The sequence below is a fragment of the Moraxella sp. CTOTU47724 genome (genome assembly GCF_032014955.1).
GTDB classification, from domain to species: domain Bacteria; phylum Pseudomonadota; class Gammaproteobacteria; order Pseudomonadales; family Moraxellaceae; genus Faucicola; species Faucicola tetraodonis.
Genome location: NZ_DALZSV010000034.1, coordinates 1 through 26,717, shown reverse-complemented (window position 1 = coordinate 26,717; position 26,717 = coordinate 1). Strand labels below are relative to the sequence as shown.

The window sequence follows — 26,717 nt, the reverse complement described above, 5'->3', positions numbered from 1 at the left end:
ACAAAATGCTCGGCAAAAATGGCGACATCATCTATGTGGGCAAAGCCAAATCGCTCAAAAGCCGCGTCAACAGCTACTTTGCCAAAACCATCGACCACCCCAAAACGCGGGCGCTGGTGCAACGTATCGACAACATCGAAACCATCATAACCCGCTCTGAGACCGAAGCGCTGCTGCTTGAGCAAAACCTCATCAAGCTGCATCGACCGCCCTACAATGTGCTACTGCGTGATGATAAATCCTATCTGTACGTGTTTATCTCAGCGGATAAACCTTATCCAAGACTTGCCTATGGGCGCGGCAAAGGGCAACACCAAAAAGGCAGATTTTTTGGACCTTTTCCTTCGGCACATGCCGCCAAACAGACCTTATTAATGATGCAAAAAATGTTCATGGTACGCCAATGCACCAATGCATTTTTTGCCCAGCGTCAGCGACCTTGCCTAGAGTACCAAATCAAACGCTGTAAAGCGCCGTGTGTCGGGCTGGTATCGCCCGAAGAGTATGCCGATGACGTCAACAACACCATTCGATTTTTAAAAGGGGAAGGCACGGATTTGCAAGTCAAATTGGTGGGTAAAATGGAGCAGGCGGCTGAAGACATGAACTTTGAGCAAGCCGCCTTGTATCGCGACCAACTCTCGATGCTACGCGAAGTACAAGCCAAACAAGCGGTATATACGGTCAAAGGTGAAGCCGATATCATCGCCATCGCCAGTCAAGCGGGCATTACCTGTGTGCATGTCATGAATGTGCGTAATGGGCAGGTTTTGGGTGGCAACAATTATTTTCCTGATGTGGATAGTGAAAACGACATAGCGGATAACTTGTCTGAGTTTGTCAGCTCGTTTTATTTTCAAGTCAGTGATGATTTGCCCGAAGAGCTGATTATAAGCCATGAGTTGCCCGACCAAACCGCGATGACAGAAGCCTTAACTGAAACCTTTGGCAAAAAGGTGACGATAAAAACCAAAGTTCGTGAGCAGCGGAGCGAATGGCTCACCCTTGCCCAAATGAATGCCAACAACGCCCTGCAAACCAAATTGGGCGATTATTTGGAAGTTAAATCTCGCTTTAACGCGCTCAATGCGGTATTAAAAGAGGCGCTGCAAGGCAAATCGCTCGATCGTATCGAATGTTTTGATATCTCCCATACCATGGGTGAAGCCACCATCGCAAGCTGTGTGGTCGCTGACCAAGGCGGGCTACGCAAACGCGACTATCGCCAATATGCCATTCATGGCATCACGGGCGGTGACGACTATGCCGCCATGAAGCAAGTATTAAACCGCCGCTATAGCAAACAGCCGCTGCCAGATTTATTGCTGATTGATGGCGGTAAGGGGCAGCTTAATATGGCAAAAGATGTACTGAGCGAGCTGGGGATTTTAACCCAAACCTTGCTCGTCGGGGTGGCAAAAGGCGAAGGTCGCAAGGCTGGGCTTGAGGTACTGCATTTTATTGACCGTGAGCCACTCGATTTGCCGGCTGATAGCAAAGCACTGCATTTGATTATGCATATCCGTGATGAAGCGCACCGCTTTGCCATTACCGCACACCGCAAAAAACGCGATAAACGCCGCTCAAGCTCGGTGCTAGAAGCCATCCCTGGGTTGGGAGAAAAACGCCGCCGAGAGTTGCTCAATCATTTTGGCGGCTTGCAGCAGCTGCTTGGCGCATCACAAGATGAAATTGGGCAAGTAAATGGCATTGGTAAGGTAATGGCCAATACCATTTATAAAGTGTTGCATGGCTGATATTAAATTTTTAGCCGTTTTGGCTGAAATGGGTAGTTAACAATGATAATGACATGGCATTGTAACAATGGCAGAAATTTTTTTTAAATCAAGCGCAGCTTCGGATAGCGATACCTGCATGCACTGTGGCGCATGTTGCGCTAACTATCGGGTGTCTTTTTATTGGGCAGAAGGCGAGACACTCGGTATCCCCGAGGATATGACGGTCAAAGTCAATGATTTTTATACCTGTATGAAAGGTACCGAAACAAAGCCGGTCAGATGCGTGGCACTCGCTGGCGAAGTTGGTAACTCGGTGGCTTGCCAAATCTATGATAAACGTTCAAGCACCTGCCAATCGGTACAAGTCGGTGACGAGCAATGTATCAAAGCCCGTCATCATTATGGGTTATCTAACGATATCTTTAGTCAAGTGCCTGTTTAATGGCTTTGTGATAAACGAACAGTCAGCTGTTTTTCCACTTCGGTTTTGAGCCATTGATTCAAATCCTCATTCATCAGCGTCATTGATTCGAGCAAATAGTTGTCGATATAGCCTTGCAGCTGTTTGACGATATCTTGTTTGATTTGTTCAATAGCGGGCGTGGTGGCGATAGATGGGTTGGCAATATCAACAAGTGGGTCAGTAACGCGCGTTTCATGGGTCATCAAGGCCGCTGTTGGGTCATCAGCTAACGGCTCAGCAATTTTATCAGTGTTATCAGCGGTATCAGTGTGATCAATGGCATAGACCATCTCACTGCGATGGCGCTCAATCGTGACATCGCTAGTTGCGGTATCCTTGGACTGCGCTTGTTCATCTAGCTGGTGATTTGCACCCTCAATTGAGCCAGTTGATAGTTGCGTCGCTAGTTTTGCAGGGTTTGCCTGTTTTGCTAGATGCGCTTGTTTGGCAATGGCGCGTTCTTGCTCCAGTAGCGCAATGGCTGCGTCATCTTGCGCTTGGCGTTCTTGCTCGTTTTCTTGTGTTAACTGTGCTTGTTCAAGGCGCTGTTGTTCAAGATGTTCTGCTTCATGCCTTTCTTGTTTTAAGCGCTCAGCTTCCAGTCGTTGTTGCTCAAGGCGCTCTTTTTCCAAGCGCTCGGTTTCTAGGCGTTTGTTTTCTAAGCGTTCTTGTTCCAGTCTGTGTTGTTCCAATCTTTCTTGTTCTAGGCGTTGCTCTTCAAGCTCTCGCTCACGTAGTTGCGCTTGTAATTTTTCTTGGTGGTCACGCTCGATAGCCAGTAATTCTTCGACTTTATCATGCAGATTAGGCACGCTAAACTCATATTCATCAAGGTCGGTATCGGGATAAAGTAAGGTAACGATATCATCGAGTTCTTGAATAATGGCGTGTTTGACAGGGGTAGGGGTGGCGAGCCAGCGCTTTGAAAATTGGTGGGAGAAGGCAAATCCTGACATGAATGGTGTCCAGCGTTAAGGATGAAATAGGATAGCTTCATTTAACGAAAAAACGGCTACAATTTCAATAGCCGTTTTCAAAATTCACACCGTTAAAGGATTAATGCTATCATCGCAGTGATTGCTATTTATCGTGACTGCCATTTGGCAAACAACAGCGAGCCGTTGGTACCACCAAACCCAAAGCTGTTAGAAATCGCATGGGTTAAGTGGTCGACTTTACGGGCTGTATGCGCTACATAGTCAAGCTTGCACTCAGGGTCTTGATGATCCAAATTGATGGTCGGTGGCAATATTTGTTGTTGCAGCGCCTTAACGGTGAAAATCGCTTCGATACCACCTGCAGCGCCCAGTAGATGACCGGTCATCGATTTGGTGGAACTTACCACCATGTTCTCACCAAAGATACCCGCAATCGCACGGCTCTCTGCCACATCACCCGCTGGGGTACTGGTGCCATGGGTATTGATGTAGCCAACGTCACTGGGGGCAATGCCAGCATCACTCAAGGCGTGGCGCATCGCCATAGCCGCACCTTCACCATTTTCCGGTGGCGCTGTGATATGACTGGCATCATCACTCATGCCAAAGCCGACAAACTCTGCCAGAATCGTCGCACCGCGCGCTTTGGCGTGGGCAAGGCTTTCCATCACCAGCACGCCTGCACCATCACCCAGCACAAAACCATCACGGTCTTTGTCAAATGGACGACTGGCTTTGGTGGGTGCATCGTTGCGCGTTGATAACGCTTGCATTGCTGAGAAGCCACCGATACCCAGCTGGCTTGAGGCTTTTTCACAGCCGCCCGCCAAAATCACATCGGCATCGCCATACGCAATCAACCGTGCCGCTAAGCCAATCGCATGGGTGGCTGTAGTACAAGCGGTAGAAGTGGCAAGATTTAACCCTTTAATCCCATGACGAATCGCCACTTGTCCAGCTGCCATATTCACAATGGCTGAGGGCACAAAAAACGGTGAGATTTTACGCGGACCTTCGCTATTAAGTTTTACCGCTGTATCTTCAATGGTGGTGATACCGCCAATCCCTGAGCCGATAATCACCCCGATACGGTCGGGGTCAACCTGCTGTACAGGCGCAGCTTGTAACTCACTGATAAAGCCTGCTTGCTTCAAGGCTTGCGCTGCTGCGGCAACACCATATTGTACAAAGGTGTCATACCGACGCGCGTCTTTGGCGTTCATATACAAGCTGATATCAAAACCATCCACTGTGCCGGCGATTTGTGCACGGTAGTCAGTGGCGTCAAAATGGCTAATCGCTTTGATACCGCTTTCGCCATTGATGAGCCGTTGCCAAGTGCTCTCTACATCGAGTCCTAGCGGGGTAATGGCTCCCATGCCTGTGATAACAATACGCTCATGGTCAGGGCGTTCGTCGTAGCGGGGCTTTTTTGGGCTAATTTTTGTGGTCATTTCATGCTCGAATTTTTGAATAATATTTTTTGAATAACATTTTATGAAAGTTTAGCAAAAATAGTGTACGAGTGTAAACACAATAACTTTAACGTCTTTAGGTTGATTGTATATAGCTATAGCCCGTTGAACAATATTAGGGCTTACGCCAAGATGACCGAAACCCAGAATAAAGGTTATAAGATAAGCGCTATATATCAGTGCTATCAATGTCATTGTCTACGTAAAATACACACTGTTAAAAGCACACCTGCCCCAACACCACTTTTTTATTTGCCCCTGTGACACTGGGTAAGTTACTCGGTACGTTCAAAATCGTCTGCTGAGCCAGCCACGCAAACGCCACGGCTTCGACCCACAACGGCGACAGCCCAATTTTATCAGTAGTTTGTATGTTCCAAGTGGCTAAATTATCTTGTAAACGGCTCATTAAATAGGCATTTAACGCCCCACCACCACAGACAAACAACTCGCCTTGCGCACCATCAGTGACGGACACAATGGCATCGCTGACGGATTTAGCGGTAAGCGCCACCAACGTCGCTTGCACATCGGCAGGTGAGTACGCCAAATTGGGGAATTGCTGACCCAATTGTTCTAGCATAGCGTCAAGCCAAGCCAAATTAAACTCCTCTCGCCCAGTGCTTTTTGGGAACGGCTTGGCGAAAAATGGGTGGGTTAAAAGCAAATTTAATAACGGCTCAAGCACTTGCCCCGATTTCCCCCAATCGCCATTGTGATCATAAGTTTGTTGGGTATGACGCTGGCACCAACCATCAATGAGCAAATTTGCCACCCCTGTATCAAATCCAATCACCTCATCGCTGCCATCAAGTACCGTGATATTGGCGATACCGCCTAAATTTAAAATCACTTTTGGCATAACTTTATCGGCATGATAAGGCGGCGCAGCAAACATGGCTTGGTGAAACGCAGGCACGAGTGGCGCGCCTTGCCCACCCACTGCCATATCACGGCGGCGAAAATCGCTCACCACCGCAATAGCAGTGCGCTCAGCGAGTACATTCGGGTCAAGCAGTTGCAAGCTAAATGACCACTGTGGGCGATGACGCACGGTTTGCCCATGACAACCAATCGCGGTTACTTCATCAGGGGTCACCTGCGCTTTCTCGAGCAATTGATTGACCAAATTTGCGGCAAATTCAGCATAAAACACACTCGCCCAACCAAATACGTCAAGTTCGCTCTCGAACGCCAAATTGTCATCAGCGATGAGTTGTGCTACCCCGTTTGGTTGAGTGAGCGCTAACAACACGGCGCGTAAATCATCAGGAAACGGCTCGCTCACCGTCGCCAAAATTTCGACAGGCTCATCATTGTCTTCATCAATCTCATAAAACTGGCACAGCACCGCATCGAGTCCGTCAAGGCTGGTGCCACCCATCATGCCAATCACATACGGCGAGTCGGCAAGCGGGTTTTCTTTGGTCGTCATCATATCATCCATGATGTCGGTAAAATGGCTAAAAAATCCTTCATCAAAAGACAGGTTGGCAGGTAGTCCAGTCGGCAACGTTTGGCTCATAATTATTCTCGTTCGGGCTGTCAAAGTAGAGAGTGCCTTGATTATAGCATACTAAAAGCCTGCCTTATTTTATCTGCAAATTTGCTATAATGGCTAAACTTCACTTTTTTTTAGCCGTTTTAACCCGCGCTTTTTTCGAGGTAAGCATGACCGATTCTACTCATAGATTTTTAGCAGCAGAAGAACAACTCAAACTCATCCAACGTGGTACGCACGAAATTATTTCGCAAGACGATTTAATTAAAAAACTCAAAGAAAACCGCCCACTGCGAGTCAAAGCAGGGTTTGACCCGACCGCACCCGATTTGCACTTGGGTCATACGGTTTTAATCAATAAACTTAAGCATTTTCAGGATTTGGGACACCAGGTGTTGTTTTTGATTGGGGATTACACCGCTCGCATTGGCGACCCAACGGGTAAAAATGCCACTCGTCCGCCGTTGTCTGAAGAAAAAATCCTGGAGAATGCCCAAACTTATAAAGAGCAAGTATTTAAAATCCTTGACCCCGCCAAAACCCAAGTGATGTTTAACTCCGACTGGTTTAGCAAAATGTCGGCAGGCGACATGATTGGTTTGGCAAGCCAGCAAACCGTGTCTCGTATGCTCGAGCGCGATGACTTCTCAAAACGCTATCACAGCCAAACGCCGATTTCGATTCACGAATTTTTGTACCCACTGGTGCAAGGTTATGACTCAGTCGCCATGCAGGCCGATGTTGAGCTAGGTGGTACTGACCAAACCTTTAACCTACTCATGGGTCGCACCTTGCAATCTCGCTATGGTCAAGTGCCACAAGTCTGTATCACCGTGCCGATTTTGGAAGGCTTAGACGGCGTACAAAAAATGAGCAAATCGCTTGGCAATTACATCGGCATTTATGACAGCGCAGGCTCCATGTACCAAAAAATCTTGTCCATGCCAGACACTTTGATTGCGCGTTATTTTGAGCTACTTAGCTTCAAACCCATGGATGAAGTCGAAGCCTTGCTAAAAGACATCGAAAACGGGCGCAATCCGCAAGAAGTCAAACGTATTTTGGCACTAGAGCTGATTGAGCGTTTCCATGACAAAGAAGCCGCCGAAAACGCGCACAAATCAGCAGGCAATCGCTTGGTAGAAGGTGAGTTGCCAGTGGATTTGCCAGAAGTGACGATTAGCCTTGATGGGCAAGCGCAGTTATTTATCACCCAAGTGTTAAACCAAGCCAATTTGGTAAAAAACTCAGCGCAAGCGAAAGACTTTTTGAAAAACCAATCGGTGAAAGTGGATGGGCAGGTGGTGGATGCAGGATTTGCCCTCACTGCAGGACAAACGGTGGTCATTCAAGCAGGCAAAAAAGCGTATGCCAAAGTGACGATTTCCTAAAGTATATTGCTTAACCAATGGTTTTATTTTAAAATGTAGTGACAATATCACTACATTTTTGCTTTTTATAGAGGTCAGTAGCTATGACACAATCAACTATGTATCAATTTCGACTTGATGCCAATGAAAAGCGCCAAGCCTTTGAAGTGTTTGACGAACTGGGTATTAAGCCTGCGCAAGCGATTCGTCTATTTTTACGTCAAGTTACGGCAACAAAGTCTATTCCGTTTGACGTCGCAATTCCTAACGCCACCACGCAACGTGCGATGCAAGACGTTGAAGCCATGATTGCAGACAAGCAAGCCCGATTTAGCAGTAACAAGGAATTGTTTGATGCCCTCGAAAAAGCCGATTAATTCAAAACGCACGAATTTACCAAGAGCCTCAGATTTTACCAAAGATTTTTTGAATGATTGGCAAAGGCTAGTGAAAACAGGGCGTTATGACATGGTCAGGCTCAAAGAAGTCATGCTGTTATTAATTGCCAATAATGAGCCGTTAGGGGCAGAGTGGAAAGACCATGAACTAAAAGGAAATTGGGCAGGATTTCGAGAGTTACATGTGGGTGGCGATTTTTTATTAATCTACAAAATTCAAACCATCACAAAATTTGAAACAGTTTATTTTACTCGTGCAGGAACACATAACGAATTATTTGAATAAAAAGGGATTTAAAAATGAAAGCCATCTTCCTCGACCGAGCCACCTTTTCCGCTGATTTAGCATTAGCACCCCCACACGAACTGAGCGACTATCAAGTGTATGCGCAAACGCCCAATGACCCCAAAATCATCATTGAGCGTTGCCAAGACGCGGATATTGTCATCACCAATAAAGTTGAGCTTACCGCCGAAATTATCGCGCAGCTCCCAAAGCTCAAACTCATCCAACTGACCGCCACAGGGATGAACAACGTCGATAAAGACGCTTGTGACAAGCACGGCATTACTGTTAAAAACGTCGCAGGCTATGCGGTCAAAAGCGTCCCCGAGCATACCTTTATGCTGATACTCTCAGCCATGCGAGCGGCTCGCCACTATCATCATGAAGTGGTCAAGGGTGACTGGCAAAAAGATGGTCGCTTTTGTCTGCTCGATACACCACTCATTGACCTTGAAAGCAAAACGCTGGGCATTATTGGCTATGGCACGATTGGCAAACGGGTTGGGGAAATTGCCAAAGTCTTTGGTATGACAGTATTGATAGCCGAACACCAAAACAAACCGCCAAGAAATAGCGACTATAGCGCGTTTGATGATGTCCTTGCTCAGTCCGATGTCATTACCCTGCATTGTCCATTGACCGAGCAAACGCAGCATTTAGTGAATGCCGATAGCATTGCCAAGATGACAAAAAAACCGTTGATTATCAATGTCGCGCGCGGTGGCGTGGTCGATAGTCAGGCAGTGGCTGATGCCGTTACACAAGGTAAATTATTGGGCTATGGGGCAGATGTGTTTGAATATGAACCGATTAAAGACAACGACCCATTACTCACACTTAAAGACCACCCAAGAGTGATTTTTACCCCCCATAATGCGTGGGGAAGCGTCAATGCCCAGCTTAACCTATGGGACATACTGTGTCAGCAAGTGCAAGAGTTTATCCAACTATCGCATAAGGGAAAATAACGAAAATAACGGAAAATAAATATGACAAGTAAACTGCAATTTCAGGACCTAATTATCGGCACAGGTAAAACTGCCGAGCGTGGGGCACTGATTACCGCGCATTACACGGGCTATCTGCCAGATGGCACGGTATTTGACTCATCGCATCACCGCGGGCAACCCTTTGAAGCTGTGATTGGCACAGGGCGGGTGATTAAAGGTTGGGACGTGGGCGTTTTGGGTGGCGAATACGCCCAAAAAATCGGCTATCAAGCCCAAGTTGAAAACCCTGCCAATCTCATAGCCATGCAAGTTGGTGGCAAGCGCAAACTCATTGTGCCAAGTCACTTGGCGTATGGTGAGCGCCAAATCGGAAAAATCCCGCCAAATTCAGACTTAACCTTTGAAATTGAATTATTGGATGTCAAAACTCGTGATTGAGATTACATTGGGTATTTATCAGCACTACAAAGGCAATCTGTATCAAGTGCTGCACATCGCCAAACATAGCGAAACTGAAGAGGAGTTGGTCGTCTACCGTGCGCTCTACCAAGCGTATGGGGTTTGGGTGCGACCGCTTGCGATGTTTGCCGAAACGGTGGAAGTCAATGGCGAAGCTGTGCCAAGATTTAAGCTGATAAAACCGCTAGACAGTTAAGTTTGGCGGTAGTTGATAGGGGGCAGTGATATAAAAATGACTGACAACAAAAAACCCCAAACTAATAAGCTTGGGGTTAATCGATTTATACCTAAGACAAATGATGGTGGCGTGGGGCAGGATCGAACTGCCGACACACGGATTTTCAATCCGTTGCTCTACCGACTGAGCTACCGCGCCATGTTTGTCAGCATCAGTATTTGAGCGGCTATTAAACTAAAAATCGCCAAAGGTGTCAAGCACTATTTCAAACTTTTTGCAAAAAGTTGCTAGTAACTGGCAAAATCCCAAGTTATATCAAGTTATATCAACTCGTACATGGCTAAAATACGATGAATTGCGCCGCAGCCCGGTACAAACTTGGTATTGCCTTTTTTGCGCTCAATATCGGTAACTTGTTTGACAAATTTGGGGGCAAGACCGCGCCCGCGATTGGCAGGATGTAGTACGATGTACTGTAGCAAGCGGCTAGACTCGATGCCTTCATTAAAGCAGCCAATCGCGGCAATCGGTTTTTCATTAAACATCCCCAAGTACAGGATATCACCCTTGGCAAAGGCCTTTTCAAAAAACGCCACAGCATCTCGACCTGTAGCAAACTCAGGCGAGCTGTCGTACAATTTTTCCACCCGCAATTTGAGTTCAGGATCGTCAATGCTGTTGTTTTCAAAGTTATTGATGGCAACGGATTCTAATGGCATAAAGCCCTCCTTGTTAATTAGCTCACGTTTTAATTAGCGCATGTTGATTTAGTATAAAATAGTAACTAGGATACCAACAAACTTGTAATTGTTATCCAGTATTTTTTGCTAAAAATAAAAGCTTGCAAGGCCTTGGCAAGCCGTGATGGCTTTTTTGGCTTAACCAAATCTTGGATAGACTCTGTGAAATGATGATGTGTTTTTCAAAACAACCTGCTCGATGCCGTCCACTAACGGCGGGCGAAAAAGTCATCGCGGGTAGCGTATTTGGTGATACGTTACAGCTTGATAGTATACGCCTAAAAACTGCATGGTGGGTGCTCAAAGGCTATGCGGTCAGTCCCAATGGTCATGTGTATTTTCATCCAGCAGATTTTTGTGATGATTTTAGTCAGCAAACTGTCTATCTGCGCGCGTGGCTGGTGCATGAATTGACCCATGTTTGGCAAATCCAACAAGGCATTAAGGTGTTTCGCCGCGCCCTGCTCAATCGGCGCTATAGCTACGAGCTGCAAGCCAATAAGCCATTTGGTCGTTATGGTATAGAGCAGCAAGCGCGTATGGTGGAAGATTATTATCGAAAACGTGAGCTCAAACAGGATTATGAGCCATTACTCGCCTTTATTCCGTTTGCCAGTTTACAGTCTGCCACCGCTTAGCGTTATCAACTCTCTGTGTCGCTGTCACCACCCAATGTTTGTAGCGATTGCGGTGGTTTTTTTAGCATAATGGCGGGATAGATGGGTGTCTTAAGTTTCAGTTAAGTTAAATCTGTATAATAGCCTCATCCTAAATTTGGTTATTATATAATGGCTATTTTTTGGTGCATTTAGATAAGGTAAGTAATCGTATGTCAGTGAATAACTCTCGATGGGTAGCATGGCGTCAGCAAGGTATTAATACTAAAAGTGTCAATGCTCAAGGTGTTAATACTCAAGGTATCAATGCTTATGTGATGATGGGTATTGTCGCGCTATTTTTGACCCTGACCGCCAATATTACTTTCTTTGATAAAGCCACTGAAGTCTATCCGTTTGCCCAGCATATTGGGTTTATAGGCTCATTGCCATTGGTGCTATTCGGTGTCATGCTACTGGTTATTGTGCTGCTTAGCTATCGTTATACCCTTAAAGCGGTATTGATTTTTTTGCTATTGACCGCGGCAGTCACGGCGTATTTTACTGATACTTATGGCACTGTCTATGATGTCAATATGCTACAAAACGCGCTACAAACCGATAAAGCAGAAAGCGCTGATTTGTTTAACGTCAATTTTATCTTACGCATTTTATTGCTTGGGGTATTGCCTAGTGTGTGGGTGGCGTGGCAAAAGGTTACATTTCCCCCCATCAAGCGCAGTCTATTGCAGCGTGGCTTGACGTATTTGGTCAGCCTCGGCTTGGTGGTGTTACCGATTTTGGCGATGAGTAAAAATTACGCCAGTTTTTTCCGTGAACATAAACAGCTTCGTAGCTATACCAATCCTGCAACCCCTGTATATGCACTGGGTAAACTTGCCAGTATACAGCTGAAACAAGCACAAGCTCCCAAAACCCAAATCATGCATGCCACCGATGCGGTGCAGGTGAAGAACCCCACCACCCGTAAGCCAAAACTGGTGGTATTGGTGGTCGGGGAAACCGCGCGCGGTGACCATGTGCAGCTAAATGGCTATAACCGAACCACCTTCCCGCAGATGGCAGCGATGGCTGGGGTAACTAATTTTAATCAAGTCATCGCCTGCGGTACCTCAACCGCTTATTCGGTGCCTTGTATGTTTAGTTATGTCGGTATGAAAGACTACGATGTGGATACCGCCAACTACCAAGAAAACGTACTTGATACTTTAAATCGTCTAAAGGTCAATATCTTGTGGCGTGATAACAACTCAAGCTCAAAAGGCGTCACTAATCGTTTGCCAGCGGAGAATTTTGTCGATTATAAAACCGCGCGCAACAATACAATGTGTAATACCAACCCCTATGGCGAGTGCCGCGATGTGGGTATGCTAGTAGGCTTAGATGACTACGTCAAACAACAAGCTAACCAAGATACCCTTAACCAGGACACCCTAATTGTGCTGCACCAAATGGGTAATCACGGACCTGCGTATTTTAAACGATATGATAAGCAATTTGAAAAATTCACCCCAGTCTGCCAAACCAATGAACTTGCCAAATGCGACCCACAAAGCGTGATTAATGCCTTTGACAATGCGCTACTTGCCACCGATGACTTTTTGGCAAAAACGGTGAACTGGTTAGACAAATACGACAGCACCCACCAAGTGGCAATGCTGTATGTCAGTGACCACGGTGAAAGTCTGGGCGAAAACGGCATCTATTTACATGGCATGCCTTATAAAATCGCGCCTAAAGCGCAAAAACACGTCGCATCGATGTTTTGGGCAGGTAAGCACTCAGGCATTCAAGCAGTGCCATCTAATACTGAGCTCACCCATGATGCCATTACCCCAACTTTGTTAAAACTGTTTGATGTGCGTGCGCAAACCGTACAAGGCAAACCCTTGTTTATCAAGTAAAGTTATCCAGTAAAGCTATTTGGTTAATTAGAGCCATTTAAGTAATGTTAGACATAACAAGTGCGTCCAACCCCAGCGACAGTGAGGGCAAGATAGATGGTTCAAAATAGATGAGTATACAGACCGCTAAACTAAAAAATTTTGCCAGTAGGCAGACCGTGCTCGGACTGGTACTGGCTATCATCTTTACGCTAACGCTGGAGCACAGTGCCATCGATGTAGCCATCAGCCAGTATTTTTATTCCCCCACAGATGGCTGGCTGCTTGACAAACAGTCACTACTCCCTAACTTAATTTTTTATACCATTCCCAAAAGACTATTGATTGCGTTTGAAATCTATATGGCCATCGCATGGCTACAACGCTACTTATTACAACACCGCGCATCGAGTCATTGGCTTGCCAAGCAACAGACATGGTTTAAGCCTTTTAAGCGACTATCACTAACTGAAATGGGCTATCTATTCATCGTGATGGTGTTGGTACCTTTGATTATCGCATCGCTTAAAGGCGTAACGCATGTGGTGTGTCCCAATCACTTGCAAATTTTTGGCGGTGAGTATCCTTATCTCACGATACTAGAAAACATCCAAGCCGGAACCCGCTCAAAATGTTTCCCTGCGGCGCACGCCAGTGCTGGGTTTGCCCTGTATGCTTGGGCATTTATCCCAAGTCTTTGGCACAAGCGCTGGCAAATCGCAGCGATGGTGACAGTGATAGCTTGGCTAATGGGTGGGTATAAAATGTTGATAGGTGACCATTTTTTCAGTCATACCCTGGTATCTATGAGCTTGGCATGGGGGATTTGCGCGGCAGTGGCATGGGCTTGGTGTCGGTTTTACGCCAAAGGTGTGTCCGCAAAAAATTTAAAGCGCTAACAGTTGATGGTATAAAAAAGCGCTGAGGAAAACCCCACGCTTTTTTTGGGTTTCATGGTTTCATAGTTTCATGGCTAGCTTAATCGATTGATGGTCATTACCACTTTATAGCCACCCGGATGACTGGCAGTTAAGCGAGAAGGCAATTTATCGTTACTGTTGCTATAGCTAAAGGTGGCTGTCCAATCGCCATTTTGGGCGCTCACTAGGCGATTAATGCTGTCTTTTTTACCATTGGCATCACTGGGTGCTGGCTGCCCTTGAATCCAGTAAGGCAGCTGTGAGATGGGCGCTTGCCAACCGGTTGCACGTAATAGCAATTCTTCAGGGGTAGCGGCATTGATGGTGCCTTTTTCGTTGGTTAACGTCGCAGATTGACCATTGTAGCTGATTTTGGTTTGACCTGCATTCATCGCACCGGCAATCTCAATGGCAAAGTTTTGACCTTGCTGTGTCCAAATATAAAACGCGCTACCTGCCTGCTGCGGCGTGGTCATGCCAATTTTACCATTGATGGTAAATTGCGCGCTTGGTCGCGTACTTGGAGCCCCTTGCTCAGTAGATGTGGTCGATGGCGCTGTGGCAGTTTGGGTATTGACCACAGGGGTTGTCATCACTGTTGCGACAGGTTTGGCTGTGATTGGCTTAGTTGTTGCCTGTACTGACTGACAGCCTGTTAGCAGCATGCTACTGATGCCCAAACAGGCAATACTTAACCCCGTGATTTTGCTTTTGACAGCTGGTAATAAATGCATAATATCCTCAAATGTTAATCAAATTTGTTAATCAAGTTTTCATCAAGTGTTAACTGGTTTTGCTCAAGTATGATGGTTTAAAAAACCGATGGGTAAACTATAAATAGCCATTGTTAAGCCTGTTTTGCTTAACTGCTCAAATTGGTGAAAAAGCAGTTATTATTTATCTGTTGTTTATCTGCCATTTACCTGTCATCTATCTGCTTTACAACCTTTATTGCTCGCTAGTCGTCATGCTTAGAGTCATGCTCAGAGACGATTTTAAGCAGCGCTATTGCAGATTTTTGGGTTGATAACCGAGTTCATGGACCAAGATTTGGTTGATGCGAGCCGCTTCTTTTTGGTTGCCCAAATTTAAGTAGGCTTGTTGCAGCAGCAGGCCGCTAATCACATCGGGTACGATATCAAAATTATCCGATAACAGACTAATGACGGTGGCGTTATTAGCCTGATGCAGCGCTTGTTGCGACAATATTTGCCGCGCCTTTAAACCGACTTCTTTATCATTGATTAATGCCGTCAATAGGGCGGTCACTTCTTCATTATTTTGTTTTAAATTGACCAAGGTTTGCGCATATTCGAGTTGATAATCCACGTTTGCCGGTGCAAGGCGAATCAACTCTTTTAACAATCGCAGTTTACTGGCGTCATCATCATCGGGCAGTAACAACACTTTGGCAAATAAGATATCGGTATTATTGGGTAAATTGGTTTGTGCGCTATTAAGCAAGGCTAACGCTTGCGCGGTTTGGTCGTTTTTTTGCAAAATATTGGCTTGCATGATGTAGCTTTGCGGCGCAAAACTGTCAAATTGCTCCCGTAATTTGATGCTACTGGCAATCGCTTCATCAAAACGACTTTGCGAGATTAATAAATCAATCTGCTGCTGTCTGGCTTTGAGCACCAAGTCGGGTTGCATCACTTTGCCATAGTAGCTAATCGCATCATTGAGTAGGTTCTGGCGTTCGGCACTGACAGCCAAATAATAATTGGCTTGGTCCTTAAAGTTGGGGCTGGCAATCAACGCTTTGAGCAAGCGATCTGCTGCGGCGTATTTTTTTAAATCAATACCCACCAAAGCGGCCAGTAGTTTGATTTCTTCATCTGCCAAAAACTGCTGATTAGTACGGGCATTGAGCTGTTGCCAGACCTGCGCGCTTTTGCCTTGCTTTAGCATATAGCGAATTTGATAGACAAATAGCGCTTTATTGTCAGGCACGGTTTTACGCGCCTGCGCAATAAACACAATCACTTGATTACTGGGCGATAACGCTTGCAGAATATCTGCTTTTAACGTCAAAAAAGCCGGGCTTTTTGGGTTGGTTTTAAGCGCCCGATTAATCGCCACTAACGCGGCTTTGGGCTGTTGAAACTGTAGCAACAGACCTGCTTTCATGACCAGTAGTGAAGGGTTGTTTTTGATGTCTAATCGATTGAGCGTAGCAAGCAGTTCAGCTTGGTCACGGGTTTCGGTGGGATAAATCCCAATCAAAATCTGACTTAAATCAGCGTCAGGATCGTACTGTAAAATTTGATTGAGCTTTTCACCGGCTAATTCATACTCGTGCGCTTTGAGTGCCAAATGGGTCACATAAAAAATCGCCGGCACATGGTCAGGGTTTTGCTGCTGCCAAGCGTTGGCAAAAGCGAGCGACAACTGTGGCGGTTCATTTTGTAAAGATAAACCCAGTGCGCGTTCAAAGACGGGGGCAGCATCCGCTAAAAAAGACTGCTGCTTATAGGTCGCTAACGCCTGATCGATACGACCGCGATCTGCGGCAAACTCTGCCATCAAAATCGCATACAGGCTGGGCTGGGTGCTGACCACAGCACTCGGCTGGCTAAGAGACTGATTAACAGACTGACTAGCGGATGCAAAATTTGCCCCCGCACTAAAAACCGCTGGGCTAAACAATAAACTTGCCAACGTGAGCGTAGTCGCGACTACATTTTTGCCTAAAGCAGTAAAAGGTTTAAATGCACCAAGCGGTTTTAGGTTAGATTTCAGATTAGGCTTTAGTTTGACAAAGAGTTGATACGGTGTTGATAAATGCATCGGTAAATAAATCGATAAACAATAAGGCTTGACATATTTCGACGCAAAAAAGCGTGGATTGATGGTACAACCACGCATAGCACAACAAGCCGATGAAATAACCGCTGGAAACAACTTTCGCATTTAGCTCGCTTGGACAGTAACGTACCTAAAAATCACAGTCAGTATTACAATCAGTGACAAGTAAGATGTAACAAAATGTTCATGATAAAATTGAATTATACGGCTACGACGGGTTCAACTATGTAGAATTATGGTTAAATCGTATGGGTAAATAGCAACCAAACGAGCAGATGTGGCAGAGTTAAGTAAAAAAATACCATAATAGCTCGACTGACTGTTCAAAATTCTAGGCATGCTAGACATGTTAATGCGTTAAATTGTAATGCTTTAAAGCGTGGCTAAAGAATTTCCCTGAATCAAAAAAGCAGGATGTTTTTCATTTGTTATTAGCAATGGTATAATAATCCACTTTTCTACTTTACTTTTATTAAGTGGTTATTATTAAGTTGCTGTAGGTTTGTTGATATTGCCACTTTTCCCCCTGTGTTATCAAGCATGACAAATGTCGATAGGCTGATATGGGCTGGATGTCGCTTAGCTAGCACACTTAGCTAGCAAACTTGGGTTCACAAAAATCGGCTTTGATAAACGCGGTCATTTTTAAGGTCATTACGTTATATGCAGCTTCTGGTTATTGGGTTAAATCATAAAACAGCGCCAGTTGCCATGCGTGAGCAATTGGCGTTTGCTGCTGAAGATTTGCCGATTGCCTTAGATTCGCTCAAAGCGATCACCCAAGGCGCGGTGATTTTATCGACCTGCAACCGCACTGAAATCTATGCCCTAGCCCCTGAAGGACAGGCCCTTACTAGCACGATGTCACAAGTGATTGAATGGCTAGCGGCTTTTAAAAACACGCCCCTGCAAAAAATCGCGCCACACCTGTATCAATATCAAAATAACCATGCACTGCTACATTGGGTGCGGGTAGCGTCTGGGCTAGACTCGATGATTTTGGGTGAGCCGCAGATTTTGGGACAAATCAAACAGGCGGTGCGCCAATCCCGTGCCAAAGAAGGTATATCGAGTAAGCTTAGCTGGGTGATTCAGCAGGTATTTGCTGCCGCCAAACAAGTGCGTAACGAAACGCGGGTAGGCTCACAAGCGGTGTCGTTAGGCTTTGCCGCCGCCAAATTGGTGACCCAAATTTTTCAAAAACCTAGCAACAACACTTTGCTTGTTGTCGCGGCAGGTGAGATGAATCGGTTGGTTGCGACCAATATCGCAGGTTTAGGTGTCGGCAAAGTCATCATCTGTAATCGTAGTCCTGAGCGTGCCGCGCTGCTTGCCTCTGAGCTTGAAACGATTGTGCCGCACATTGAGATTACCCCGCTTGATCAATTAGCCAATGTGTTACCGCAAGCGGATATTGTGACTAGCTGTAGCGGTAGCTTATATACCTTGATTGATAAAACCATGGTAAAACAGGCGTTAAAACAGCGCCGTCATCAGCCCATGTTAATGATTGATTTGGCCGTGCCTCGCGATATTGACCCTACCGTCAGTGAGCTAGATGACGTGTATTTATACTCAATCGATGATTTACAACATGTGATTGCAGGCAACCTTGAACAGCGTCGCCAAGCGGCCGTAGAAGCAGAATTATTGGTGAGCCAAATCGTGGTGGCGATTGAGCGCAAATACTTGGTGCGCCAAGTGGGTCAGGATATTCAGCAGTACCGTGAGCAAGCCAAACACCATGCGGATATGATTTTAAGCCAATCCTTACAGCAGCTTGCCGATGGTCATGCAGCCGAAGCCGTGTTAACCGAACTGACCCGTAAACTCACCCAAACGTTAACCCATGCACCCTCTAAACTATTGCGAGAAACGGCCAGCGAACAGCCCGTAGAAACCGTCAATTTTGTCGCACAACATCTGACCCATGCCTTTCGCAAAGACAAATGCCCCTATCTCACCCATAACAACACCCTGCTTGATGACGAGCCAGCGTCACCGTCTTTTGACAATCAATAATTAACAAGCAATAATTTTCCTATTGCTGAGCTTTTAAGCCCAAGTTTTTAAGCGCAAGTTTTCGCTACAAGCGGCGGCTAGCTTTTTTGCATCAAATTTGTAATACTTAAAATTGCTCTGCTAACTCTGATAACAATGGCGTCGATTAGGATTTGCTATGTTTACTTGCCCACCGATACTACCGTATTTTACCCCACTGCCTGTGCTTAGCCTGCAAGGCGAAGCCAATCTTGGCATACCCGCTTGGTTAGCAGTAGTGGAAGCGGACTTGGATAAGGCGTTGGTATCTGGCACACCGATTCGCCAAGTCGTCATGGGGCGCTGCTGTGCGATTGATAGTATGATGGCAGCCTTATTTGAGTTGTATGAACTCGATCAAACCGATTTGACGCTGTTTGCCACAGGAGGGTATGGGCGTGGGGAGTTGCACCCGTTTTCGGATGTGGATTTATTGCTGTTAAGTCCAAACCCGATTGATGAAGCATTAAATCAAAAAATTTCGCCGTTCGTCGCTAAGCTCTGGGATATTGGGATTGATCCTGCTTTGGTGGTGCGCTCCGTTGAAGAATGCGATGAGGCTTGTCACGATGATATCACGGTAGCAACAAGTCTGTTAGAAGCACGAATTTTGGTAGGCAATGTTGCCCAAGCTGGGTTGCCGATGCAGCTACTCAATAAAAACTGGTCACAAACCAAGTTTTATGAGGCCAAAATGGCAGAAGCCAAAGAGCGCTATGTTAAACATAATTCGACGGAGTATAACCTAGAGCCTGACCTTAAAAACGCGCCTGGGGGCTTGCGAGATATTCATACTGTCGGCTGGATTAGTAAGCGCTATTTTCGCGTGACAAACTTGTTTGGACTGGTGCAGCAAGAATTTATTACCGAAAAAGAATTTGATGAGCTGCAAGAAGCAGAAGATTTTTTGTGGTTGATTCGCCATCATCTGCACAAAATTGCCAAACGCAATGAAAACCGTGTTTTATTTGACTATCAGCGCCTGATTGCTGAGCGCATCGGTTACCGTGACAATTCGCATCCCAATGCCGCAGTTGAGCAGTTTATGCGCGATTATTACCGCTATGCCATGTCAAACTCAACATTGTCTGAAATGCTCACCCAGCACTACTATGAAACGTTGATTGAGGCGCGTCTACCTGATGAACAGCGCCCGGTGAGAAAGGTGATTAATGAGCGCTTCAAACTGGTCGGTGATCGCATTGCGGTGACGCATACGCGGGTGTTTGCCCAACATCCGACCGCGATTTTAGAAATGTTTTTGTTGATGGGTCAGCAAAATATTCGCCATATTCGTACCCGCACGCTAAGGATTTTGAAAATCGCTGCACGCGGCATTGATGAGCATTTTCGCAATGATCCCGTCAATAAAGCTATGTTTATGGACAATCTCAAAGAGCAAAATCTGCTATTTTGGCGACTGCGAGTCATGAAACGTTATGGCGTGCTAGGTAGCTATTTGCCCGCTTTTGGGCAAATTACTGGGTTGATGCAATATGACTTATTCCACCGTTATACGGTGGATGCCCATATTTTGATGTTGATACGTATGTTGCACCGCTTTACCGATGACAATTATGTTGATACCTATCCGCTTGTCAGTGGTATCTACCGCCGTATTGACCGTAAAGAGATGCTGGTGTTGGCCGCGATTTTTCATGATATTGCCAAAGGTCGGGGCGGTGACCACAGTGAACTTGGTGAGCAAGATGCCATCAAGTTTTGCTTGTCCCATGGCTTGAGCCAAGCCGATGCCGAGCTTGTCGGCTGGTTGGTGTCTCAGCATTTATTGATGTCGATGACCGCGCAGAAAAAAGACATCTCTGACCCCGAAGTTGTCGCAGAATTTGCCGATAAAGTCGGAAATGTGACTTATTTGAATTATTTGTATGTGCTCACCGTTGCCGATATGAATGCCACCAACCCACAGCTTTGGAACAGTTGGCGCGCAACCTTGATGCGTCAACTATATACCCAAACCCGCCGTATCCTGCGGGCTGATATCGATGCGCCGATGAACCGCCAAGACATGATTGCCAGTAACAAGCAAAGTGCCCGTGATTTGCTAGCGGTTGATAATGGCTTGGCTGACATTGAAAGCCTGTGGGACGGGCTAGGGGAAGAGTATTTTTTGCGTGAAGTCCCAAGCGATATTGTTTGGCATTCCAAAGCCATCATGGCGCATGATGAGGTACAAAAACAACGCACAGAGAGCGAGCAACCCGAGCCGCTGATTATTTTGCGTGAACATCGTGAGTTGGCACTCGATGCTGTGCAAGTGTTTATCTATACCCATGACCAATCCAATTTATTTGCGGTGACCATGACCGTGTTTGACCAAATGGATTTGGACGTACTCGATGCGCGCGTCATCACCGCCTCGCGAGATTTTGCCCTAGATTCTTACGTACTGCTTGACCGACATGGCACACTGCTCACTGATACCGAGCGCCAAACTGAGCTCGTTGAGCGTCTAAAACAAGCCTTTATTAGCCCAACGCTGCCTGAGGTGGCGCAGCGACGCATGCCCAGACAGCTCAAGCATTTTCATGTGCCCACCAAAGTGTCTTTTAGTTTTAACCCGCAATCCAATCAGCATATGATGATTTTGGAAACCCTTGACCAGCCAGCCTTGCTTGCGCGTGTGGGGCAGGTGTTTTTGGCGCATGATATTGAAGTGCATTTTGCCCGCATTACCACATTGGGTGAGCGCGCCGAAGATATGTTCTTTATCACTGACCATGAAGACAAACCGCTATCGGATGAGCGACTAGAAAAACTCAAACAGGCATTGGTAGAAACGCTGAATGTCAGTTAACTTGTCAGTGGAAAAATTCGGTGGCAAGCAAGCCCAATCGTAAGCCTAAGTGCAAGCCCAATTACAAGTAAGCTACTGGGTTTGATTACTTTTGGTTGCGCGCCAAATACACCATTAGGCAAACCATGGCAATGAGCGCGATACCTGCCCCTACATAACCCACCATCGCCAGTCCTAGGCTGGCAATCACCAATCCACCGACGAACGCGCCGCCGCCGATACCGATGTTATAAATCCCTGAAAAAATTGACATCGCTACATCAGTGGCATTCGGCGCAAGCTGCAATACGCGTAGCTGCAAAGCAAGGCTAATCGCCGTAATTGCCAAGCCCCATAGCATCGCTAAGGCAAGCCATAAGATTGGCACATGGGGCAGCCAAGCGGATGCCAACAACGAAAACAGCAGCGTTGCCATCGCGCTAATCAAAAACGCCCGTGGAAAACGGTCATAAAAGTGCCCAAATAGCCAGCTCGCTAGCAACCCTGCCACCCCAAAACTCAGCAAAATCACCGTGGCAAATTGCTGACTAAACTGACTAATCGTCAGCATATAAGGCTCAATATAACTATATGCCGTAAAGTGTGCCGTCACACATAGCACAGTGAGTGTATAGACAGTGAGCAAGGGGATATTATTAAAAATACTGGGTAAACTTGCCGCTGAGCCGACATCTTTGCTCGGCAGTTTTGGTAAAATCCACCACACCATAATCATTGCCAACAGCGCAGCCGCGCCAATCGTACCAAACGTCATCCGCCACCCAAGCCACTGCCCAACCATCCGACCTAACGGCAGCCCAAGCACCGTCGCCAGCGCGCTACCCATCGACAGTAGCCCCAAGGCCTTGGTTTGACGATCTTTGGGCGCCACACGCACCACAAGGCTTGCGGTAATTGACCAAAACACCGCATGCGCTAGCGCAATCAATGCCCGTCCAACCAACAGCATGGCAAAACTTTGCGCCATCACCGACACCGCATGCCCCCCGATAAAGATAACAAATAATGCTATCAATAGCTTACGCCGTTCGATACGGGCAGTGACAAGCATGGCAGGGAGCGACAGAATAGCCACAATCCAAGCATAAATGGTTATCATATGCCCCACCGTTTCTACCGGCATAGCAAAGCTATGACCAATGTCAGACAGCAGCGCAATTGGCACAAATTCGGTGGTATTAAAAATAAATGCCGAAATCGCCATGACAATCACACGCCATTGGCGAATTTGGTTGGGATAGTTGGGATTGGACTGGGTGTGTTGACGTAACTGGTGAAAATGGCTCATTGCGGACAGGATGGCTAAGGCTGATGGCATACCTTAGCGGCTCACTCTATAAAATAAAAGCAATTTTACGTTATTTTATGATGAAAATAACTTTGACAGTAAAAAATCGACTCATAGGATAGCGCGATAACCCAATGCATAGCGGATAAATCACTCATACAGTCATCCGCACACCCATCAACCCCAATTTACCAAAAAAGTAATACCCACTAGCCAAGCCACATAGGGATGAGGGGTTAGAAAACTGGCAGTCAATCTAACTATTTACCTTTGGACAAAATCGCCACTTGACGGATATAAGTGTGTAAATCAGCCACACTCTCTTCCATCAGTTCATCATCTTGGGTGTATTCGGCGTAGGCAATCCAAATCAGTAGCTGCTTGATGGTGTTGAATTCACTGTCAAAAAAGGTTTTGGTAAATTGTTTTAAGGTATTGTCATCTTGCAAATTTAGGCGCGTTTGCCAACTTTCAATTTTGGCTTGTTGCTCAGGGCTAAAGGTATGGCGAAATAAAAATTCGACAATCGCATGCGGTTCTTCTTCAGCCAGTAATTTGCCCAAACGCTTGATGTGGCGTTTACGTGCTTCATGGCTGGTGATATCGGCAAGCTGCAGCAAGTCATCCAAAAAAAACTCACTGGCAGGGAGTGCCTTCATTTGTTTTTTTGACAAATTGGCAAGCGGCTCAGCCAGTCGCTGTAGGCGCTCATGGGCTTTTTTTAGTTCGGTACGGCTAACCGCCATATCCATTTCAGCAAAATTAATCATTTATCAATCTCAAAGTTATCAATCATCAGTACAAAGTTGATTCAGAACGCACTACCAGCGATTTTTTTCACGGTGCTTGATACGTACTACCATCTCTTTGGGTAGCGACTGGGTCAGTGATTCGCCCAATTTCTCTGCGATATACACAGAGCGGTGTTTGCCCCCAGTACAGCCGATAGCGATGGTCACGGTATGGCGATTGTTGTGCAAAAAAGGCGGCAGCCATTTTTTAAAAAAAGCGATAATATCATTCGCCATGTCATCTACTTCGCTATAGTCATCAAAAAATGCTTTGACGCCATCGTCTAACCCTGTCTGGTTGCGCAGTTCAATCTTCCAATGGGGGTTTGGCAGGGTACGCACATCAAAAATAAAATCAGCATCAATCGGTGCCCCATATTTAAACCCAAAGGATAAAATATTGACGGTTACCGCATTATCCACACCCAAGTGATCGCGGATGACTTCTTTGAGTTGGTGGATATTAAGAAGGCTTGTGTCAATTTTGATATCAGCGCGAATAGCAATGGGCTCTAAGATATCGATTTCTTTTTTGATGGCATTGGGTAGATTGCCCGATACCGCCATTAACGGATGGACACGGCGCGTGGCGTCAAACCGTGCCACCAGGACGCTTTCTTGGGCAGTCACATACAGTATTTTAATCGCCGGTTTGCTATAAGTCTCTATAAGCTTATGATAGACCTCGGCAAACCGCGATAAGTCCGCTTGTGGCGAGCGTACATCGATACCAATAGCGATTTTATAAATTTGGCTGTCATGTACAAGTTTATCAATGGCGCTAGGGACTAGCGAGAGTGGCAAATTATCAATGGGATAATAGCCAAAGTCTTCCATAATATTGAGAACCGATGTCTTACCCGAGCCTGAACGTCCTGAAACAATGATAACTTGTAGCGTTGACATAGTTAATCCTTCACAGATGCGGTGGTAGGTTGTCGATTAAAATCGCTAGCCGATGGCTGATTCATTTCCTGATTCATTTCCCGACTAAACTCTAGGTTATCTAAAAGCCGTGTTTTCTTGCCCAAAAAAGCAGCGGTCAAAATTACCAAGTCTTTATCAGTGGGCTTCGGCGGTTGCAACAAGCGATTTTTAACTGCCAAATAATCCACTTTAAAGCCTGAATCAGCCACCGTCACGCGATTTAACTTATCGATTGCGCTGGCAATAATCTGGTCAAAATCGGCAAAATTGGCAGTTTTTAACTCACTGGCAAGCTGTTGCAAGCTTTTTTGCAAGGTGGGGGCAAGTTGACGTTCTGCTTCACTTAGGTATTGATTGCGAGACGATAATGCCAGCCCATCCTCAGCCCGCACGATATCCACCCCGACAATCTCAATCGGGAAATTTAGCTCAGCGACCAACTGGCGGATAATGGCTAGTTGTTGATAGTCTTTTTTGCCAAAAACAGCGATGTCAGGTTGGACGATATTAAACAGTTTGCTCACCACTAAGCCGACACCATCAAAGTGGGTGGGGCGAGTGTTGGCACACAAGATTTTGCTAATATCCCCTGATAGCACTTGCACGTTGTTAGGGTAGGTTGGGTACATTTCTTCCACGCTTGGGGCAAATACAAAATTTGCTCCCGCGTCGGTAAGTTTTGCCACATCGGCCTCTAGCGTGCGTGGGTAGGTATCAAAGTCTTCACCCATGCCAAATTGGGTTGGGTTAACAAACACACTGACCACCACGATATCGGCAAGTTCCTTGGCTTTTTTGACGAGGGTCACGTGACCGCTGTGCAAATTACCCATCGTGGGAACCAGTGCTATCTTTGGCGCAGCCGCTTGATGGCGTAAAGGTTTTAAGGTGTCACGTAATGCGCTGATGGTATGAAATACTTGCATTTTTTTGCCTTTATGATTACTAAAAACTATGGGCTGGCGTTGGGAACGTACGCTCTTTGACCGCTTTATGATAGGCTTTAAATGCCCCAGTGATATCCTTGGTTTCATTATGCTCGTCGGTCAAAAAGTCTTTGACAAACTTGGCAGGTTTACGGGTATATACCCCAAGCATATCGTGCATGACCAGCACTTGACCATCACACTCCACGCCCGCACCGATGCCAATCACAGGCACGGGGAAAGTGTCACGCACTTTTTTGGCAAGCTCAGCAGGGACACATTCGAGCAGTAAAATGGCTGCGCCCGCCTCTACCACCGCTTGACAGTCAGCCATGAGTTTTTCCGCTTGGGCATCGGTTTTGCCTTGTACTTTGTAGCCACCAAACACATTCACTGATTGCGGCGTCAAACCTAAATGCACGCAGGTCGGCACGCCGTTGTTGGCAAGCACTGACACGATTTTGGCAAGCTCGGCACCGCCTTCGATTTTGACCACATGCGCGCCTGCTTGCATCACCGATTGGCTAGCATCGAGTGCGCGCTCAAGCGTGGCAACGCTCATAAAAGGTAAATCACATAAAATCAGTGCATGACTGTTGGCACGAGCCACGTTTTGGGTATGATATACCATGTCTGCGATTGTCACCGGCAAGGTTGAGGTTTGTCCTTGCACTACCATGCCAAGGCTATCGCCAATCAAAATCGTATCAATCGCTGCAACTTGCATGGCTGCTGCAAAACTTGCGTCATAACATGTCAAGCACGAGAACGTCTCGCCATTGGCTTTGAGTTTGTTTAAGGTGGACAAGGTCACAGGTAATTTAGGTTTGGTCGCTGCGGCAGATGTTGACTCAGTTGTTGAATCAGGGTTAGATTCTAGGTTGCTAACGTAGCTCATGCGGTTTCCTTTAAAAAGCAAGGTTAAAAGAATCAAGGGTAAAAGAAGTAAAGCTAAAAGAAGCAAGGGCAAAAGAAACAGGCAAAAACAAGAAATAGGAAAAACAAAAAACGTTACTTTATCAATGGTTTAATTTTTTGCGATTTCAAATCCATAGCACCCATAATTTGTTAATTTTTACAAAAATCCATGTTAACTGATATGGGTTAAACTACGGTTAATTTTTCCAAGCCCTGCCACTGTTGACTGGTCGGTAAGTCTGCCAATTTTTGCCCATTTACCATTAGGGTTGGGTCAAGCTCTA

General features: G+C 46.1%; 24 protein-coding genes and 1 tRNA gene. 13 read left to right on the top strand and 12 right to left on the bottom strand.

Going from position 1 to position 26,717, the window contains the following annotated elements; genetic code table 11:
• On the top strand, positions 1-1,757 hold a 1,757-nt coding region (gene uvrC / locus RTR63_RS07980; protein WP_312523623.1), incomplete at its 5' end, for an excinuclease ABC subunit UvrC.
• A 67-nt stretch (positions 1,758-1,824) separates the two neighbouring features.
• On the top strand, positions 1,825-2,181 hold the full coding sequence (locus tag RTR63_RS07975) for a YkgJ family cysteine cluster protein (RefSeq protein ID WP_312523622.1): 357 nt from the start codon (positions 1,825-1,827) through the stop codon (positions 2,179-2,181).
• Here the strand turns inward: RTR63_RS07975 and RTR63_RS07970 are convergent.
• The 3 genes from RTR63_RS07970 to RTR63_RS07960 form a co-directional block, all read right to left on the bottom strand.
• Positions 2,178-3,158, bottom strand: coding sequence for a hypothetical protein (locus RTR63_RS07970; protein WP_312523621.1), 981 nt, complete (start codon positions 3,156-3,158; stop codon positions 2,178-2,180). The genes RTR63_RS07975 and RTR63_RS07970 overlap by 4 nt on opposite strands.
• A 128-nt stretch (positions 3,159-3,286) precedes the next feature.
• Positions 3,287-4,594: a beta-ketoacyl-ACP synthase II gene (gene fabF, locus RTR63_RS07965; protein ID WP_312523620.1), complete on the bottom strand. Its 1,308-nt coding sequence runs from the start codon at positions 4,592-4,594 to the stop codon at positions 3,287-3,289.
• Positions 4,595-4,832: 238 nt separating this feature from the next.
• A complete protein-coding gene (locus RTR63_RS07960; protein ID WP_312523624.1) occupies positions 4,833-6,062 on the bottom strand; it encodes an anhydro-N-acetylmuramic acid kinase in 1,230 nt (409 codons plus the stop codon).
• Between the two features lie 224 nt (positions 6,063-6,286).
• Here RTR63_RS07960 and tyrS point away from each other — a divergent pair, with 224 nt between their 5' ends.
• From tyrS to RTR63_RS07930, 6 genes are all read left to right on the top strand, one after another.
• Positions 6,287-7,507 carry a tyrosine--tRNA ligase gene (gene tyrS / locus RTR63_RS07955; RefSeq protein WP_312523618.1) on the top strand — a complete coding sequence of 407 codons (1,221 nt, stop codon included), beginning with the start codon at positions 6,287-6,289 and terminating at the stop codon, positions 7,505-7,507.
• Positions 7,508-7,590: 83 nt separating this feature from the next.
• The gene (locus tag RTR63_RS07950; RefSeq protein WP_062333167.1) at positions 7,591-7,863 is read left to right on the top strand and encodes a type II toxin-antitoxin system RelB/DinJ family antitoxin; all 273 of its coding nucleotides are present in this window, start codon (positions 7,591-7,593) and stop codon (positions 7,861-7,863) included.
• Entirely contained in the window at positions 7,841-8,170 is a 330-nt protein-coding gene (locus RTR63_RS07945) for a type II toxin-antitoxin system YafQ family toxin (protein WP_050325297.1), read from the top strand. Before RTR63_RS07950 ends, RTR63_RS07945 begins: the two co-directional genes overlap by 23 nt.
• A 14-nt stretch (positions 8,171-8,184) precedes the next feature.
• Entirely contained in the window at positions 8,185-9,138 is a 954-nt protein-coding gene (locus RTR63_RS07940; RefSeq protein WP_100274309.1) for a D-2-hydroxyacid dehydrogenase, read from the top strand.
• 21 nt (positions 9,139-9,159) lie between these two features.
• Positions 9,160-9,558, top strand: coding sequence for an FKBP-type peptidyl-prolyl cis-trans isomerase (locus tag RTR63_RS07935; RefSeq protein WP_203171225.1), 399 nt, complete (start codon positions 9,160-9,162; stop codon positions 9,556-9,558).
• Entirely contained in the window at positions 9,539-9,775 is a 237-nt protein-coding gene (locus RTR63_RS07930; RefSeq protein ID WP_286130682.1) for a DUF1653 domain-containing protein, read from the top strand. Before RTR63_RS07935 ends, RTR63_RS07930 begins: the two co-directional genes overlap by 20 nt.
• 104 nt (positions 9,776-9,879) lie before the next feature.
• Here RTR63_RS07930 and RTR63_RS07925 read toward each other — a convergent pair.
• A tRNA-Phe gene (locus RTR63_RS07925) sits at positions 9,880-9,955 on the bottom strand.
• A 122-nt stretch (positions 9,956-10,077) separates the two neighbouring features.
• Positions 10,078-10,476 carry a hypothetical protein gene (locus RTR63_RS07920; RefSeq protein ID WP_065253908.1) on the bottom strand — a complete coding sequence of 133 codons (399 nt, stop codon included), beginning with the start codon at positions 10,474-10,476 and terminating at the stop codon, positions 10,078-10,080.
• A 194-nt stretch (positions 10,477-10,670) separates the two neighbouring features.
• Between RTR63_RS07920 and RTR63_RS07915 the strand changes: the two genes are divergently transcribed.
• The 3 genes from RTR63_RS07915 to RTR63_RS07905 all read left to right on the top strand — a co-directional run bounded on the left by RTR63_RS07915 (position 10,671) and on the right by RTR63_RS07905 (position 13,896).
• Positions 10,671-11,135 carry a type IV secretion protein Rhs gene (locus RTR63_RS07915; protein WP_312523615.1) on the top strand — a complete coding sequence of 155 codons (465 nt, stop codon included), beginning with the start codon at positions 10,671-10,673 and terminating at the stop codon, positions 11,133-11,135.
• Positions 11,136-11,326: 191 nt separating this feature from the next.
• Positions 11,327-13,018, top strand: a complete 1,692-nt coding sequence (locus RTR63_RS07910) for a phosphoethanolamine transferase (protein WP_312523614.1) — start codon at positions 11,327-11,329, stop codon at positions 13,016-13,018.
• A gap of 110 nt (positions 13,019-13,128) precedes the next feature.
• A complete protein-coding gene (locus tag RTR63_RS07905) occupies positions 13,129-13,896 on the top strand; it encodes a PAP2 family lipid A phosphatase (RefSeq protein WP_312523612.1) in 768 nt (255 codons plus the stop codon).
• 74 nt (positions 13,897-13,970) lie between these two features.
• Here the strand turns inward: RTR63_RS07905 and lolB are convergent, their stop codons facing one another.
• Both lolB and RTR63_RS07895 read right to left on the bottom strand, forming a co-directional pair.
• On the bottom strand, positions 13,971-14,651 hold the full coding sequence (gene lolB, locus RTR63_RS07900) for a lipoprotein insertase outer membrane protein LolB (protein ID WP_312523611.1): 681 nt from the start codon (positions 14,649-14,651) through the stop codon (positions 13,971-13,973).
• Positions 14,652-14,922: 271 nt separating this feature from the next.
• The gene (locus RTR63_RS07895) at positions 14,923-16,830 is read right to left on the bottom strand and encodes a tetratricopeptide repeat protein (protein ID WP_312523610.1); all 1,908 of its coding nucleotides are present in this window, start codon (positions 16,828-16,830) and stop codon (positions 14,923-14,925) included.
• Positions 16,831-17,388: 558 nt separating this feature from the next.
• Between RTR63_RS07895 and hemA the strand changes: the two genes are divergently transcribed.
• Together hemA and glnD are read left to right on the top strand one after the other, a co-directional pair.
• Positions 17,389-18,747 carry a glutamyl-tRNA reductase gene (gene hemA, locus RTR63_RS07890; protein WP_312523609.1) on the top strand — a complete coding sequence of 453 codons (1,359 nt, stop codon included), beginning with the start codon at positions 17,389-17,391 and terminating at the stop codon, positions 18,745-18,747.
• Between the two features lie 157 nt (positions 18,748-18,904).
• A complete protein-coding gene (gene glnD, locus RTR63_RS07885) occupies positions 18,905-21,583 on the top strand; it encodes a [protein-PII] uridylyltransferase (RefSeq protein WP_312523608.1) in 2,679 nt (892 codons plus the stop codon).
• Positions 21,584-21,668: 85 nt separating this feature from the next.
• Here glnD and RTR63_RS07880 read toward each other — a convergent pair whose 3' ends face one another.
• The 5 genes from RTR63_RS07880 to panB all read right to left on the bottom strand — a co-directional run bounded on the left by RTR63_RS07880 (position 21,669) and on the right by panB (position 26,413).
• Complete coding sequence (locus tag RTR63_RS07880; RefSeq protein WP_312116002.1) at positions 21,669-22,901, bottom strand: sugar transporter; 1,233 nt, start codon at positions 22,899-22,901, stop codon at positions 21,669-21,671.
• A 230-nt stretch (positions 22,902-23,131) separates the two neighbouring features.
• Positions 23,132-23,641: a ribosome biogenesis factor YjgA gene (gene yjgA, locus RTR63_RS07875; protein ID WP_065253902.1), complete on the bottom strand. Its 510-nt coding sequence runs from the start codon at positions 23,639-23,641 to the stop codon at positions 23,132-23,134.
• 51 nt (positions 23,642-23,692) lie between these two features.
• A complete protein-coding gene (rapZ, locus tag RTR63_RS07870) occupies positions 23,693-24,568 on the bottom strand; it encodes an RNase adapter RapZ (protein WP_312523606.1) in 876 nt (291 codons plus the stop codon).
• A 2-nt stretch (positions 24,569-24,570) separates the two neighbouring features.
• Positions 24,571-25,515 carry a pantoate--beta-alanine ligase gene (gene panC, locus RTR63_RS07865; RefSeq protein WP_312523605.1) on the bottom strand — a complete coding sequence of 315 codons (945 nt, stop codon included), beginning with the start codon at positions 25,513-25,515 and terminating at the stop codon, positions 24,571-24,573.
• Positions 25,516-25,534: 19 nt separating this feature from the next.
• The gene (gene panB / locus RTR63_RS07860; RefSeq protein WP_312523604.1) at positions 25,535-26,413 is read right to left on the bottom strand and encodes a 3-methyl-2-oxobutanoate hydroxymethyltransferase; all 879 of its coding nucleotides are present in this window, start codon (positions 26,411-26,413) and stop codon (positions 25,535-25,537) included.
• Positions 26,414-26,717: the final 304 nt, after the last annotated feature.